General features: G+C 34.3%; 9 protein-coding genes. 5 read left to right on the forward strand and 4 right to left on the reverse strand.

Translation table 11 applies throughout. From position 1 onward, the window contains the following. Nucleotides 1-177: 177 nt before the first annotated feature. From IC221_RS16480 to IC221_RS16495, 4 genes are all read left to right on the forward strand, one after another. On the forward strand, nucleotides 178-1,482 hold the full coding sequence (locus tag IC221_RS16480; RefSeq protein ID WP_188170024.1) for a dicarboxylate/amino acid:cation symporter: 1,305 nt from the start codon (nucleotides 178-180) through the stop codon (nucleotides 1,480-1,482). Between the two features lie 132 nt (nucleotides 1,483-1,614). After that, complete coding sequence (locus tag IC221_RS16485; protein ID WP_188170025.1) at nucleotides 1,615-3,480, forward strand: U32 family peptidase; 1,866 nt, start codon at nucleotides 1,615-1,617, stop codon at nucleotides 3,478-3,480. Nucleotides 3,481-4,319: 839 nt separating this feature from the next. Beyond that, the gene (locus IC221_RS16490; protein ID WP_188170026.1) at nucleotides 4,320-5,471 is read left to right on the forward strand and encodes an ATP-binding protein; all 1,152 of its coding nucleotides are present in this window, start codon (nucleotides 4,320-4,322) and stop codon (nucleotides 5,469-5,471) included. Then, nucleotides 5,468-5,899 (forward strand): response regulator, encoded by a 432-nt coding sequence (locus IC221_RS16495; protein ID WP_188170027.1) that lies wholly within the window; start codon nucleotides 5,468-5,470, stop codon nucleotides 5,897-5,899. Before IC221_RS16490 ends, IC221_RS16495 begins: the two co-directional genes overlap by 4 nt. A 71-nt stretch (nucleotides 5,900-5,970) precedes the next feature. Here IC221_RS16495 and IC221_RS16500 read toward each other — a convergent pair whose 3' ends face one another. The 4 genes from IC221_RS16500 to IC221_RS16515 all read right to left on the reverse strand — a co-directional run bounded on the left by IC221_RS16500 (nucleotide 5,971) and on the right by IC221_RS16515 (nucleotide 14,900). Then, a complete protein-coding gene (locus tag IC221_RS16500) occupies nucleotides 5,971-8,394 on the reverse strand; it encodes a right-handed parallel beta-helix repeat-containing protein (protein WP_188170028.1) in 2,424 nt (807 codons plus the stop codon). A 299-nt stretch (nucleotides 8,395-8,693) separates the two neighbouring features. Next, nucleotides 8,694-9,824, reverse strand: coding sequence for a TonB-dependent receptor (locus tag IC221_RS16505; protein WP_188170029.1), 1,131 nt, complete (start codon nucleotides 9,822-9,824; stop codon nucleotides 8,694-8,696). Further along, nucleotides 9,821-10,786 (reverse strand): TonB-dependent receptor, encoded by a 966-nt coding sequence (locus tag IC221_RS16510; RefSeq protein WP_188170030.1) that lies wholly within the window; start codon nucleotides 10,784-10,786, stop codon nucleotides 9,821-9,823. The genes IC221_RS16505 and IC221_RS16510 overlap by 4 nt, the downstream gene beginning before the upstream one ends. Before the next feature lie 499 nt (nucleotides 10,787-11,285). Next, nucleotides 11,286-14,900, reverse strand: a complete 3,615-nt coding sequence (locus tag IC221_RS16515) for a glycosyl hydrolase 115 family protein (protein ID WP_188170031.1) — start codon at nucleotides 14,898-14,900, stop codon at nucleotides 11,286-11,288. A 246-nt stretch (nucleotides 14,901-15,146) separates the two neighbouring features. Here IC221_RS16515 and IC221_RS16520 point away from each other — a divergent pair, with 246 nt between their 5' ends. Continuing rightward, nucleotides 15,147-16,322 carry a helix-turn-helix domain-containing protein gene (locus tag IC221_RS16520; protein WP_188170032.1) on the forward strand — a complete coding sequence of 392 codons (1,176 nt, stop codon included), beginning with the start codon at nucleotides 15,147-15,149 and terminating at the stop codon, nucleotides 16,320-16,322. The last annotated feature ends 11 nt before the right edge of the window (nucleotides 16,323-16,333 follow it).

Consider the following 16,333-nt stretch of genomic DNA (forward strand, 5'->3'; position numbering starts at 1 on the left):
TTTTCAGAAGCAACAGTTAATTTTTTTGTCGAAAAATGTGTAAAAGCAACTTGGCAATTCAACTTAGGTCAACTACCTTCTATTCCCTAAGCACACGGAATAGAGAATTTTACTTATAACATTAACAAGAGTAGGTTTAAACTTACTCACAGATCCTATCTTTACGAAACAACAATAATGAAAAAAATTGCATTGCATTGGAAAATAATCATCGGGATGGTATTAGGACTCCTCCTAGGATTATTGATAAGCTATACAGGAAACGCTCAATTCTCTAATGATTGGATCAAACCCTTTGGTACTATCTTTATTCGATTACTTAAATTAATTGCTGTACCTCTTGTACTTATATCTTTGGTCAATGGTGTTGCATCAATGACTGATCTTTCAAAGCTTTCAAAAATGGGAGGTCGTGCTGTCGGAATTTATTTAGTTACCACTATTATAGCTGTTACTATTGGTCTTCTCTTAGTAAATGTCTTCCAACCTGGTGCAGGTTTTTCGGAAGAAATGAGAGCTAGTTTCATAGAACGATTTGCTGATAGTGCATCTTCAAGAGTTGCACAAGCTTCTGAGGTGCAACAAAGAAGCCCATTACAACCTTTATTGGATATGGTACCTGGCAATATTTTCAATGCCATGAGCAGTAATAGTAATATGCTACAAGTGATCTTTTTTGCTATTCTATTTGGTGTGTCATTAGTGGCAATACCAGCTGAACATGGAAAAGCAGTAAAGGAATTATTCAAAAGTTTGGATAAAATCATCTTGAAAATGGTTGATTTGATCATGAAATTCGCACCTTATGGTGTGTTTGCTTTGATCACTTCTCTAATTACTGACTTTACAGGTGATGACCCTTCAAAAGCAACAGAACTTTTATTGACACTTGGATTTTATTCTTTAGTTGTAATCATGGGATTATTTATCATGGTTGCAGTAATCTACCCTTCTATCTTGAAAATATTTGCTAGAGTTAATTTCTCTAGATTTATCAGAGGTATTTTCCCAGCACAAATGATGGCTTTTTCAACGAGTAGTAGTGCTGCGGCATTGCCCGTAACTATGAAACAAGTGGAAGAAGAATTGGGTGTATCTGAAGAAACAACAAGTTTTGTGTTGCCTTTAGGAGCAACTGTAAATATGGACGGCACTAGTTTGTATCAAGGTGTTGCAGCGGTATTTATCGCTCAAGTATTTGGTGAAGATTTGACGTTAGCAGATCAAATTTCAATTGTGATTACCGCTACATTAGCATCCATCGGTTCTGCCGCTGTTCCTGGTGCAGGTATCATCATGTTGATTATCGTACTTGAGCAAGTAGGTTTACCAACTGAAGGTATTGCATTAATCCTTGCTCCAGATAGAATTCTAGACATGTTTAGAACGGTAGTTAACGTTACGGGTGATTCAACAGTAGCTATACTCGTTGATAAAGCCGTCGGTAATAAACCTGGAATTGAGGGTACCGAAATTGATTAATAAAAGAATTCTCTGTTAAAAAGGGATCAATAATATTCAGAAAAAGCTGATTCATTGACTTGGATCAGCTTTTTTTACAAATAAAACATTCCAATTCACAATTCATTTAAAAAACACTCCTACCTTTGCAGCATGAAAAAATCTCTAGAATTATTAGCACCCGCAAAAGATATTGAAATTGGATTCTCAGCGATCAACCACGGGGCTGATGCAGTATATATTGGACCAAAAGCATTTGGTGCAAGGGACGGTGTAGGCAACTCTATTCAAGACATTGAAAAATTAACGAAACATGCCCACCGTTTTAATGCAAAGATTTTTGCAACGATGAACACATTATTGTTTGATCACGAATTGGATCAAGCACATCAACAAGCGTGGGATTTATATCATGCAGGTGTGGATTCTTTAATTATTCAGGATATGGGTCTTTTAGAGATGGACCTTCCTCCTATTCCATTACACGCTTCAACACAAACTCATAATTACGATTTAGAGAAAGTTCAATTCCTTGAAAAAGTAGGTTTTGATCGTGTTGTTTTAGCGAGAGAATTATCAATAAAACAAATTCAAGATATTGGTGAGAAAACCAATGTGGAATTAGAGGCATTTGTAGCCGGAGCATTGTGTGTAAGTTTGAGTGGTCAGTGCTACATGAGTAATAATGTTGGAGATCGTTCTGCCAACAGAGGTGCTTGTGGACAGCCCTGCCGTTTGCCTTATGATTTAATTGACAATGCAGGTCAAAAACTTGCCAGTGAAAAACACCTCCTTTCTTTGAAGGATCTAAACCTTGAAGACTACATTTTACCACTCGCTAGAGCTGGGGTGAACTCATTTAAGATTGAAGGACGTCTGAAAGATGAAGCGTACGTTAAAAATATGGTGGGTAACTTCCGTAAGCGTATTGATTATGTTTTAGATAAATATGGTGATGAGTTTGTAAGAGATTCTCAAGGAAAAGTAACTTTAGGCTTCGAACCTGCTCCTGAAAAAACATATAACAGAGAGTTCACAACTTATTTCTACGAAAAAAGAAAAGATACTATTGCTAACTTCGATACACCAAAGGCAATCGGTGATCGAATTGGTCTTGTAAAAGAGGTAAAAGGCAATCAATACCTTATTGACACTGATAAAAAATTAATTCCTGGTGATGGATTATGTTTCTTGGATAAACACGAGAAACTACAAGGAATGAAAGTTGAACATGTCAACGATCAAGGTTGGATCAAGACTTCTCTTGTAATGGGGGTTCGTGTTGGTGCTGAAATATTCAGAAACTACGATCAACAATACAACAAGGAATTAAAAGGTGAGAAAACAGTCCGTAAAATTGATGCAAATGTAAGCTTAGATTGGAATAATCATCAAGTAGATTTATCTATTGAAGATATTTACGACAATAAAATCACACATCACTATAAAGAACCTTTTGAACTCGCCTCTAATAAAGAGAAAGCTGTTCAAAACTTGACGAAATCATTAAAGAAATCAGGTAATACTATTTTTGATGTTGTCGATGTAAAACTTCCGGAAGGTGATGTGCCATTTATTCCAGGTGGTAAGGTAAATCAATGGAGAAGAGATCTTATTGAAGCTTTAGAAGAAAAAAGAAACAGCAGTTACAAACAACCTTCTAGAATTAACACTGATATTGATGACACTTATCCTTTCTATCAGAAGAAATTTGACCATCATGGTAATGTTCTAAACCAAAAAGCGAGAGAATTCTATACACGTCACGGTGTTGAAGAAATCGGCGAAGGTTTTGAAGGACGTGAAGATAAAAGTAAACTCCGTTTGATGACAACAAAACACTGTCTACGTTATCAAATCGGTATGTGTGATGAACATGAAACTTTTGTCACTCCTCCTGAAAATGTACAGTTCCCTCTATTCTTAAAATATAAAGACGTCCGCTATAAGTTGAAATTCAACTGTAAGGATTGTGTGATGCTTATTGATGACGCTCCTGAGGAAGAGGCCGCTAAGTAAAAAAATTGAAAGGAATCAAATCCCAAGCTTCAATGGTAAAAATTAAAGCTTGGGATTTTTTATTTATCAACTCAATGCAAAAGTGTTAAACATTTGTGCTTTAGATAAGTTAGTCTCCAGTCACTTTAATATTACCTCTTACAGTTTCTGGAGGTTTTTCGCCGAAACCCACAAAATACATTGTAAACTAAATTATCGTTAACTTTTAATCGACCTTTCTGCAAGCATTTATAGGATCAACTTTCAAGCTTCCTTCTTCTTCATTTTTCCATTGATGAAAAACGAAGCAAAAAATCTAGGCTTTGAACGCAAAAGCTAAATTTCATTCCTTTCGCCTAAATGATTTTAAACTCGCTGCGCTCAAACAGCAAAATCATTTTTAACGGCTCATTCCATGAAATTCTTCACACTTTTCCCTTCAAGGCCGAGGGAGATACTACTAAATGATGATCTGATTACATGTCAAATGACAAAGGTTTTATAATAATCTTCTAAAGTGCAGTACTGTAGGGGCGTTTTAGTAAAACGTCCTCACGAACCACAATACACTACCATTTACCCTTCAGAAAAGTAATCATATTAATTAACGATAATTTCATTTGCAATGCACCAAATCTCTGAACCATTTCATACTACCTCTATTTTAATTTTTGGATTATTTGATGATCCTATTACATCAATTATTACTTTTCTTCAATTTTACACCACATTTTATTAAATTATAAATGTACTAAATAGAAATGGTACAAAAAGTCTACAACATATATTTCAATTATCTGCTATTTCAATCAACTCAAAGGGTTCCTAATGGAACAAACTACTATTTTACTCATAAACGTATGTCTACTATTAATTCAGAAGGATTCAAAAAGGAATCCTATACCCAAATGCTAGAAGAAAAAGATAAAATTCTTTCATTGATTTACGATACTGTTGGAGATGTAATTTTCGCTTTAAACGTCAATAAGGCAGGAGAATACATTTTTAGTTCGGTCAACCAAACCTTTCTAAACGCTACAGGGTTAAAGCGTGAGCAAGTCATAGGGAAAAATGTCAAAGAAGTTATTCCTGAACCTTCTTTAACCATTGTGTTAGGTCATTATCGAACAGCCATCAAAACTAAATCTAGCGTTAGTTGGGAAGAAATCACCCCTTATCCTACCGGAACAAAAATTGGAGAGGTTAGAATTGCTCCCGTCTTTGACAAAAATGAAAAATGTAAAATGCTTATTGGTAGTGTTCATGATATTACTGAGAGTCGAAATTACTCCAAAAAGCTCGAAGAATCAATGGAAAAAATTGCTCAGAAGAATTACGAACTTGAGCAAATGGGCTACGTCACTTCGCATGACTTAAGTGAACCATTGAACACCATACAAAGTTTCTCAATGCTCTTGAAAGAAGAATTGAATAATAAAACAGGTGACGAAGCAAAAGCATTCAAATATCTTGACTTCATTTCTTCAGCTACACAAAGAATGAAAACCCTCTTAAGAGGAATGATAAACTATAACATCATTGGAAAAGAGTTAGAACTAAAGGAGGTTGATCTTAACCTACTTGTTGATAGTGTTTTGCAAGATTTAGCAGGTACTATTATGAAAGAAAATGCTGAAATTAATGTTCCTACTCTACCATCCATCAAAATCTATGAATCTGAGCTCAAAATTTTATTTCAAAATTTAATTAGCAATGCTATAAAATATAGACACCCTGATAGAGGTGTACAAATTGATATAAAAGTTTCGAACGAGAAAGAGAAAGTAAAGATTGAAATCATTGATAACGGGATCGGAATTGATGAAGTATATTTTGAAAAAATCTTCCATGTTTTTCAACGGCTACATAAACAAAACCAATATGAAGGTTCAGGAATCGGCCTTTCAATTTGTAAGAAAGTAATTGACTTGCACGATGGTCAAATATGGGTAGAAAAAAACACCCCATATGGAAGTAAATTTTGTTTTACACTTAGTAAGAAGTTGGTATGAATAAGATGTTAGATTGCATAATATGCATTGACGATGATGAGGCTACAAATTATTTTAATGAAACAGTAATTAAGGGGATGAATATCGTCAAAAATCCCTTGTTCTATGAAGATGCGGATATTGCATTAGATTATTTATCAAAACCGATAGAAAATCTCAAGGTTCCTGATTTAATTTTATTGGACCTTAATATGCCCAAAACAAATGGTTGGGATTTCTTAGATAAATACGTAACGAAGGGTTTCGCTCAGAAATTTAATCAAACCAAAATTGTTATTTTAACAACATCTATTAATCCTTTAGATAAGATAAAAGCCGATTCTTATGAATGTGTGTCTGAACTTGTCAATAAAATTTTAGATGCTAGTAAAATTCAAGGGATTTTAAAAAATCAATTTGGTTTTCAATTTGAAAGTGCCAACAACTGATTTCAAAAAAAGAGCAGTATCTCAAAAGCCACCAATTAAAATACTGCTCTTTTTATTACAAGTCCAACGTTTTAGTTTTTAATCACTTGCTTTGTCATTGATTTACCTTCAGCAATCAATTTTAATAGGTAGACCCCATTGCTTTGACTTCTTAAATCAATACTTGAGATTGATGAAGTAGACGAAAATTCCTGATCTAAAATTACTTGTCCCATCATATTGTAAACTATCACTCTTGGTTGAAGGGACATTTTATTCCATTTGATATTAAAAACACCTTTAGAAGGGTTAGGATATACCACTACTTGAGTTGCTTGTATTTCTTCTGTAGACGAAACAATATCTGTTACTTCAAATGAATAAGTATCAAAGGCTAAATAGTTATCATCGCTTGCATCAAGAATTCTAAGCTCCACTTCTACTTTATAATTTTGACCCACTTCCCAATCCGTTACCTGCAGTAGAGTAATAGTTGTTATACCTTCTCCTGCTGTCACATTTTTTCTTCCTTCAGAAAGTTTTGTACCTGATGGTGAAATTACCTTAGCCACTAACTCATGATCAGAAGTTGAGGCGTAGTTGATTTTAATTTCAATTGCATCACCTACATCAAGTGTTGGTTTTGGGTTTAGAATCTCTATATTATTTTCAGAAGGGATATCTGCAACAGGTACCCAATCTGCTCCTGGCACCCACATTTCTCCACCTCTCTCATAGGCTCCGATATCTGGTGCGTCTCCAAGAAAGCCATCAGTAAAACCTGAAATTTCTTTTCCTGCATCGATCAGGGCCGAACCTTCTTTTGGTACAAAATTAAGATTTGCGGCATCCTCAAAAGGATCATTTGCATCAATAATATTTTCAGGCTGAACATCCGTTCCATACCATGGAGCCTTGTCAGCATAATTGTTTATAATTACAACATCATCAAGCGTAAAACCATTTTCCCAACGTCCCATTCCTTCAGATGCTTTTAAAATGGAATTATTATAGATATCTAAATCCCAGTTATCCCAGTTGATTTGTATACCCGTCCATGAAACATTGTATACTACATTGTTGTAAACCTTATATCCTTTACTGTGATTATCTAAATAAATACCTGCCACTTTGTAACCTGCATGAGGTGCTGCTGTAGAATTATGAAACCAGTTATGGTGTATTTCAGTGTTCTTATAATCTGAATTTCCAACAGTATAGAAAACGCCACCATCAGCATTCATTTTCATTACATCAAAAACATTATTGTAAGCAATAACTGCATCTCCGCCACTTACATAAATTCCACTTCTTCCACTTCCTGATACTGTATTATTTTCAATAATAGTCCCTGGACAATTTGAACGAATAGGTTCAGAGTGAATACCTATTGTATTAAAATTTCTTACAATATTATTTTTAATTGTTGTATTTCTTGATCCTTTCCATGATGCCAACATAGAAATACCATTGGCGGTACCATATTCAATCAGATTTCGTTCAATCAAAGTATTCTGCCCTTCCACCGTAATTGCACCTGAACCAATTTGAGCATCTGTATTGTCTAATTCATCTAAAATTGGAATACCATGACGAATCGTCGAATTTCTAATCACATTATAATTACCACTTGTCAATAAGATCCCTCCAAATGTCTCAATTCCATCCACTACAATATAATTTTTCGTTAGACGAAACGTATATTCACGAGCTCTGTATTCACATTGACCATTGGCAGGATTTTCACCATTGGGTGCTTTAAAGTATACTTCTTGGTTTGATGCATCATAATAGTACTCTCTTTCAAAATCCAATGCATCTAAACTATTGAATAAATAGAAAATACCTCTATGTCCGTTTCTTTCAACGGTTGGGTTGTGAACTCCAAAAGGCCACCTAGAAATATCTACGGCATTAAATTCTACTTTTGAATTAGAATAGGATTGTATTTTCCGAGTCCAACTTGCACCTGAATGTCCTCCTAAATACCACATATAGCCCTGGCTCCAATCGAAATTTGGAACTCCATCATATTCAATATGAGATCCCGAACCTCCTTTGATATATTTGGCATCAGGCGTGTAAGGGTCATTATCTACATTATTAGGCCAACGAGCAATATCCATCATATTACCATCATAGAATAAAGCATTGTGCTCCATACCTAACGGCATTGTAACACTTGCCTTATAGATATTGTCCTTTGTCAACGTCCAGGTTTTAATTTCTTCTACTGCTGATACGATTACTTTCTCATTATCAGCCGCTTTAAAAGTAATAGGGTTTCCCGCATTTCCGCTTCTTGATGGGACCACTGTTTCACGGTATGTACCTTCATGAATGATAATTACATCACCAGCAACAGCAACACTCGCTGCTTTCTGTATGGTTAAATAGGGATTGGAAGAGGTTCCATCATTGGTGTCATTTCCATCTTTTGCCACATGTATTTCAGTAGCGAAAGAGAGTGTATTAAAACACATCCACAAGAAGAGCGTAAAAATTTGTTTATTCATAGTTCTTTATAAGTAATTTAAATCGGCTTTTATTGCCATTCATTTCATCATTCAGGTCAATGATAATTCCTGATGCTTATTTATCAGTTTTTATTGCGTATACTTTGGGTTAAAAATAGGTTTTAGAATACCGCAACAAAGGAAGATATTTAAAGTATACAGGGGGTTGTTCAAAATATACCGTAAAAAAGAAGACGATTCTCCCCCTTTTTTCCATAAAAAAAGTAGTAACACCCAAGGTATTACTACTCTTCTATACTGGTCGGATTCAGCAGTTATTTCATTCTAGATTTTGGAGTTTATAAATTATAACTCAACTTCATCCAATACGCTCTACCCGGCTTCATCATTTTATGATAATCATAATGTTCTGCATCTAATAAATTTGTTACATCAAATGCAATACCTACCTTAAATGGGAATGTATAGCTTACCCCCACATTAAAGTTATTATTTGTTGGTACCCAAAAATCATTGTCACTTCCAATAGCTGTAAAGTAGGTAATAGGATAACTATTAACATATTTGTACTGCACATAGGATTGTAAACTAGCTCCTTTTAAAAATACATTTTCCTGATGAAAAGATAATGTTGCACTTGTCATCATAGTTGGCATATCTGGTATTTGTTGTTCATCAAATACTTGTTTGTTTGATGACTGATCATCCTCATTATTAACCAAACTTAGTGAAGAGGTATTAATATTAAAAGATATCATTTTCTTGAAATTATAATTAAAATCAAGCTCCCAACCCTTTCCAATCAGCGCAGGATTATTATAAGGTATAACACCTTGAAAATAAGATTTATAAGATATAAGATCTTTTATATTTCGGTGAAAACCCTTTAATTGTAATGCAAATTCATGATCTTCATTGATACTTAAATTATCAAAGCTTAAACCAAGATTAAAATTTGTACTATTTTCTGGTTTCAATTCAGGGTTTCTCATTATATCAAAGTCACTCCCTAATACTTCACTAGCTAACGGCAACCTCACTGTCTTTTCTATTGAGGTAAGAACTTGCAACCATTTTAATGCTCTAAATGAAGCTGAAAACCCTCCACCCCAAGAAGTATTATCATAAGCTACTTCTTCTTGTTCATCTGGATTTCCAACATAAGGAGAGCTAGTTTTTGTATTTGCAGCGTATCCATAGTATTTACCAAAAGTGGTAGTTTGTAGACGTTGATCAAACCAATTACCAGTCCATGCTAAACCTATAATTGTTTCGGCAGTATTAGTAGGTTCTCCTGAAATAGTCTCATTTGTTTTGATTAACCTTGGTGTTGATTTCGTTCCTTGTCTTATAAAGTTTAATTCAAGTAAATGATGATCACTTATCTCATATTGAGTATTAAATCGGGTAATTAAAGAATTGTTTTCAAACTCATACCATCCAAGTGGTAACTCACCAGGTATTATCATGTCTGTTTCATAAGCGTTTCCATACCAATCGTACGGTACATAGATGTATCAATTAAAGCATCCGTATTCATCGAATAGGCCGCATAAATATCTAGAGACAAACCGTCTAAGAAAAGATTTTCCTTTTTATACTTCAGAGTAGGCATTACAAATTTGTTCTCACTCCTCACTTTTCCAAATGGCATTCTCATATCATTATCATTTGGTACTCCTTTATCAGACATAGAAGTAGTTAACCCTACAAATAATGCATCTGTCCACTTTTTATTGGTTACTCCAACCTCAACTTTTGCATGTGCTATATTCACATCATTGTTAAACCTTTGAGCAGCACTACCTTTGGTAATTTCTATTATTTGTCCTGTATTCCTATCAATATCGTCCATACCCCATATATAATAGTTATTTTCTGAAGCAGTATAATAAGAAGCCAATTTAGCAGTGAGACCATTTCTTTGATTCACCCATTGCCCTTGAATATGTGCCTGATGTGTATTAAAAGAACCCATAGAATAAGATGCATCAATAAAAGACGTCTTAGATTTTTTTGTAATGATATTGATGGTTCCACCTAAAGCATCAGTACCCAACCCCACTGGATTAATACCTTTGTAAATTTCAATTTTCTCCACAAAAGCTGGATTAAGCGTACTTATTGCTAAACTTCTACCCATATTATTGGTAGGAATACCATCAATACAAAAGGCTATGGAATTGTCTGATACACCGTTGAGCATGTAAGAAAAATCACCTCCAATACTACCATCTTCACGAACATGTACTCCTGAAGTTTGGTTTAAGATCCTATTTAAAGACATACTATAAGAATGCCATTTTGTAACATCTACGGTATCATATACTACATTGGATTGAGTAGGTAGTTCTTGATTTTGATGATTTTGAGAAAATAGATCAACAGTAAAAATGATCAATAATAATTGAAGGAAAAGTATTTGTTTCATCTTTAATTTTGATAAAAAATTTAGTTGTAATGTTCCAATTATCTCGAATTGTTATTGTTCTTAATTCGATAATTCAGCTTTATGGCTTATTGAAGTTTTACAATAGTTTGAAGCACATAAAATTAGTCGTTAGAAATTTCACATTGAACTAGTTTTTACAGAAAATTTCTTTTTTCGTAAAAAACCAGCAGTAAATTTCCCTTTTCGCAATTTATAAGGTATGACATTATATTTTTTCGAGACGAAAGTAAATAATATTGTTTTTGTATCAAAAATATAGACTACTCGATCTCACAAGAAGTCTATTTTGAATACAATTCATAAATCACATTTTAAGTTATAACTCAATTTCATCCAATACGCCCTACCCGATTCTTATACAGAATTATTAGGTTTAGTTTTTAATTCAGAAGTATAAATGTTTCATATAAAAAAGTTCGGTGCTACCTTCCGAAGAAAGAGCACCAAACATTGACATTACCGAAACATTAAATACTCATTAATGTGCCTTTTTAGGTTTAACAATTAAAGCATTAATCATCCATTTCCCTGAGAGGGTCAGTGTGAGTAATTCCTCTTCATTCACCTCTACTTCTACTGTTTTTATTTTTTGTTTTCCGGTATAAACCTCTTCATTGTCCATCAGCAATTGATCATTTATACTAAAGGACATCTTGTAGTCAACCCCTTTATTGTAGATCATTTCTTCTTTAATTCGAGCATCTCCCATATAAAATGTCACATCATAAGTGCCCTTCTTTAGTTTGATGTAAAATTTAGCTTCTTTCTTACCTTTTAAACCATCTCTTTGCCAAAAAGGAACTCGTTCTGAAGATTCATTATGCGAAAATCCGACATGTTGAACGTCCTCTTTGTCCCAACCCCACTGATTCGTATTTTCATTGAAAATGTGTCGCTGATTGACTGGAGCAAAACCATGTGCTTCAATCATTGCATACATTGCAAAATTCAAACTAACTTCAGTCAAAGGTTCAGGTTTTGGATAGGCTAATACTTGTGCATTTTTATACGATATTTTTGGAGCGGAAACTAAATTGGAAGAACTGAAATCTGAACTGCTATTATAACTTTCTGGACTACCCAAAAGTGATCTTTTCTGAATAACTTCAGCTTGTTGATCTGTACAAATTACTACTCGGTCAATCCCTATTCCATTATCTACTTGATAAATTTTTAGTGTATGATACCCCGGCTGATCCACTTTTATTTTAAAAGGCATTTTCTCCATTTGTAAGAGTACATTTCTATGCCATGTCAGCGTCTCTTTTGTACCATCAGCCATTGTAGTAGTAATTTTTTGTCCTTTGTGTCTTATTCCATTTAAGACCTGAGGTTCATTATCATCCAAACCAATGGCTATTTCACATGTTTTGCCTTTCCCTTCATTAAGCGTTGGAATACGGTATAATTGTCCATAGAAAGTTCCAGTACTTGAAAAATAGACAGAATATTCCAATCGGGCTGCTTTATCCTTTAAGTCATCAGTAACTTTTTCTCCACCTTTTACAAACATAGAAGAACCTGAAAAACCAAAGCCTTGATACTTTTCCCATGTTCCATTTCCATTTTTAAGAGCAGTATAATTTTCGGCTTCAATAGCTACAATACCATTACCTTCAACATAGGTATCTTCTCTTAACTTAAAATCATATTTAGTGGCTTTGATAGGAAATGAAGTGACCTCTCCGTCTTTACCCTTTACACTAAGCTTAGCCTGATGATCTCCTGAGGGTAAATAATTCCAATCAATAGTGACAAAAATACGTTCTTCTACTTCTAATGTTCCTGAACTCTTCGTTAGTTTAATCCAGTCCACATCACTCTGAATTTCCCAATCCAATGGTAAAAATCCTTTATTAAAAATATCAATGAAGCGTTGGTTATCTTCGAAAGAGGAGAACCTTAATGTAACATCTTCTTTCCCGGTCACTTGACCTTCACAAACTGCTCCAATTTCTGTTTTGGCTTCCTCAAGAAAACGTTCATCGTAAACCAAATTATTTGGAATATTAGCCACATCAAATACTCTTTCCTTAAAGTTGTAAAGTGCATAAGGATCCATTATTCCATTCCACTTTCCATCTTTCAATTGTTCGTTATAATATTTTAAATCGGCTTGGATATCAGCTTCTGCTTGTTCTGAAAGGAATTTATAAACATTGACACTCCCAAATCGACCTTGTTTGGCATAAGCAATATTTTTTCGATAATATTCTATTTTCTGTAGCATCAAATGGGTAGAACGTATGGGATAATATGCTAAGTGCCAAAATGGAGCTTTATAATTTTCATCTAAAGACTCATAAATTGCTTTTGCTTTCTCTTCCAATTCCCCTGCCCAATGAATTTGTCGCTGAGCCTCGTCTCCAAAATCAAAAGCACTATAATACTGATACATCCAATTATTACTATACGTCCAATCCCAAAAAGGTGTCATTGCTTCTGGTCTTTTTGAGCGACAAAGGTTATGAAAATTAGTAATCAGTTCTGCCACTTCTTCCACTTGCATTTTGTCCATTCCAAATTGTTGTTGTGCACTTTTTTGGAGAAATGATTTTGTGGTGTTCCTAGGATAAGATTCAATATCATAAGCTAATTCCATAAAAAATTGTGCTCCTATTTCAGCAGGTTTAATATCTCCTACATTTACAATCCAAAATGCCCTTGCATTCGCATCATACACTTTTCGGAGTTCTTCTTGCATCAATGGAAGTGAAGTAGTATATAACCAATCATAGGTAGTTGGATAACCTTGGTAAGCGATATGATAATAGATCCCGTTTCCACCCTTTCTTTGTTGTTCATGTGGTCTTGGTAATTGTCGAGCATAACCAAAGTTGTCTTCTGTCCAAACCATCATCACGTCCTCAGGAATTTTCACTCCTTCACATTTCTCTTTCCCATCACGACTTTCCCCATTATACAACTCCCCTGTTTCTTCATAAGGCACAAAAACTTGTGGCACCGCATCCTCTGACCCGAAAGTCTCCTTGATCATTTGACGTTGGCGGTTGATGACCGTTTGCAATAGCTTTACTTTATTTTCTAAAGTGGGATTTTCAAGATTTTCATATAAAAAAGGAGAGTCATGCACACCTCTAATACCCAAAGTGTAGATCATATTATACTCCTTAGACTCCTCCAAACGTTCTTGCCAATAAGCTTCAATTGTTTTTGGATTGACAGTATAATCCCAAACTGGAACTCCCTTGGCATCATACATATTTGCATGAGCTTCTGCCCAATCCTCCCACTCATCATAATTATTCCTTGCCATGTTTTCACAATGCGATGTTCCAACGTAAATACCATATTCTTTCGCATTCATGGGATTAATAGGTTGACCATTTTTATCTTTGGCTTCAAAAAAGTAACTACTCCTTTTCATCATTCCTGGCCATATCGTATTGGCTTTTAAACGTAATAAAAGTTCAAAAACTCTTTGGTACACCTCTGGACTTGGATTGCCATGAAGCTTATCCTTTGATGTATTTTCACTCCATTGCGTAAGTGCTTCCTCATCATTAATAAAAATACCTCTAAACTTTACAGAAGGCTCGTGTGGCAATACCAATACATCTTTTAAAATGACTTTATCTTTCTTTTTTGGAATCACATCACACCACCAATAAAGTGGAGAAACGCCAATACGCTCTGATAGCTCATAAATACCATATACAGCACCCAAAGCATCACTACCCACCACTACCAAAGCATTCTTTTTAACTTTTGAATAAATGAGGGGCTTCAAAAGAAACGACTCTCTCATTTGCTTCATTTTGGAAGCTTCTTGAAGTTGTTTTTTCTTTTGTAATTGTTGAATATTTTTATCCTCTGTTGTGCCAATAATAATCACCTGCTCTCCTGCATTCTTTAAGGAATGAATCACTTTGGGATGAAGCCCCGTCACCATTTCAATATCATTTTGCAAATCCTTTACAGCACGGAGTATTTGAGGTGCTGCATTTTCTGAAACATAAATCTCTGCCACTTTTCCACCTTCAAATAATTGGAAAGTTGTTTGCCCTACAGAATCGATACTTAACACCATCAGTAACATTACACCAATAAATGCATTGAGTATTTTCGCCATATTCATTACCTTTTTTACATCAAAAAAAATTGTCTCGTCAATCATGAAAGCTTATGAGCAAAATTATGTTAAGACCTTAGACACAAACAATATTTAAAGCAAGAATTACGTTTTTTAACCGTTAAAAATTTACCTCAAAACACTATATATCAATACATTAACAATACATCAATCTAACATTAAGAGCAAAGGCTTAATTTGGTGAATTAGAAATAGTTGTTTATTTTCGAGATCAAATACAAGCAAATGAAATTGAAAAGAGAGGAATTTACGAGGGATGAAATCCTTACTCAACTTGATAAACTGGAAGCAAACAAAGCCTTTTCTAGATCAAAGATTAATCTAAGACTTTTAAAGTTTTTAGTGGAGTCAACTTTAAATGGAGATGACATCAAGGAGGTAACTATAGGTACTGAATTTTTTGGGGTAAACTATGATCCCATAAAATCTGACAATAAGGTGAGAGTCTACATTTATCATTTGCGTAAAAAGCTGGAAGAATATTACAGCAGTGCCGCTTCACCTGATGAAATTATCTTTAATATCACCAAAGGACAGTACCGCGTGAAATTTGAGCGCTATCAAAAACCTAAAGCGGAAAAATCATCAAAAAATAAGGTGCTACTTAGTGCAGGCGGTGTTTTCCTATTCGGAATTCTTCTTCTAATTGGTATTCAAGAAAAAGCTGGTGATTTCTGGATTACACTAATGCAAAATGAGTTACCTACAACCGTCATTTTTGGGGATTATTTTACTATTGAAGGACCAATTCAAACAGGAAGAAAAGGAATCGTACGTGACTATGAAATTAATTCCGAAGAAGATCTTCAAACCTTTATTGATCAAAATCCTGACAAAGAAGCAATGGCTGACTTTCAAGCTAGTCGTCATCACTATTTCAACTGGGGTGCTCCCTATTGCAGCAAAACAATTACACAATTTTGGAGTCAATATGAATACCCTTTTGATATTATTCAAGTTTCAGAGTGGAGTATCAGTCAAATTGAAAATGAAAACCTTGTCTATTTTGGACAATCAAAATCAATGGGTGTCTTAAAAAAGATTCTGAAGGAAAACTTCCCTCAATATTCTTTTAAAAGTCAACGATTGAACAGAAGAGATCGTATTACAAATGAAGATGTTTTATACAATGATTATGTCACCAAAGAGGGTAAAATAATCGACTATACAGTAGTGGCAAAAATAGAAATGCCAGCGGGAAATGAATTACGATTTTTCCTATCTGATCAAGATTGTGGAATTATCAGTACACTGAATTATTTCACAAACTCCGATTCAGTGGCAGCATTTTACGAACGTTATCAACTTTCCAAAGAGCAAAACTTTTTAGCGTTATTCAAAGTGACAGGTTGGAAAAGAAAATCTTATGATATGGAGTTTATTTTATTGGATAAAAAATAGATTTATAGCCT

This window comes from Flammeovirga sp. EKP202 (assembly GCF_014534745.1).
Lineage (GTDB): Bacteria > Bacteroidota > Bacteroidia > Cytophagales > Flammeovirgaceae > Flammeovirga.

What these genes read in the sequence shown, in the direction of transcription:
- IC221_RS16520 (WP_188170032.1), top strand. Translation starts at nt 15,147, where the DNA reads ATGAAATTGAAAAGAGAGGAATTTACGAGGGATGAAATCCTTACTCAA.
- IC221_RS16500 (WP_188170028.1), bottom strand. Translation starts at nt 8,394, where the DNA reads ATGAATAAACAAATTTTTACGCTCTTCTTGTGGATGTGTTTTAATACA.
- IC221_RS16490 (WP_188170026.1), top strand. Translation starts at nt 4,320, where the DNA reads ATGTCTACTATTAATTCAGAAGGATTCAAAAAGGAATCCTATACCCAA.
- IC221_RS16480 (WP_188170024.1), top strand. Translation starts at nt 178, where the DNA reads ATGAAAAAAATTGCATTGCATTGGAAAATAATCATCGGGATGGTATTA.
- IC221_RS16485 (WP_188170025.1), top strand. Translation starts at nt 1,615, where the DNA reads ATGAAAAAATCTCTAGAATTATTAGCACCCGCAAAAGATATTGAAATT.
- IC221_RS16510 (WP_188170030.1), bottom strand. Translation starts at nt 10,786, where the DNA reads ATGAAACAAATACTTTTCCTTCAATTATTATTGATCATTTTTACTGTT.
- IC221_RS16515 (WP_188170031.1), bottom strand. Translation starts at nt 14,900, where the DNA reads ATGGCGAAAATACTCAATGCATTTATTGGTGTAATGTTACTGATGGTG.
- IC221_RS16505 (WP_188170029.1), bottom strand. Translation starts at nt 9,824, where the DNA reads ATGATAATACCTGGTGAGTTACCACTTGGATGGTATGAGTTTGAAAAC.
- IC221_RS16495 (WP_188170027.1), top strand. Translation starts at nt 5,468, where the DNA reads ATGAATAAGATGTTAGATTGCATAATATGCATTGACGATGATGAGGCT.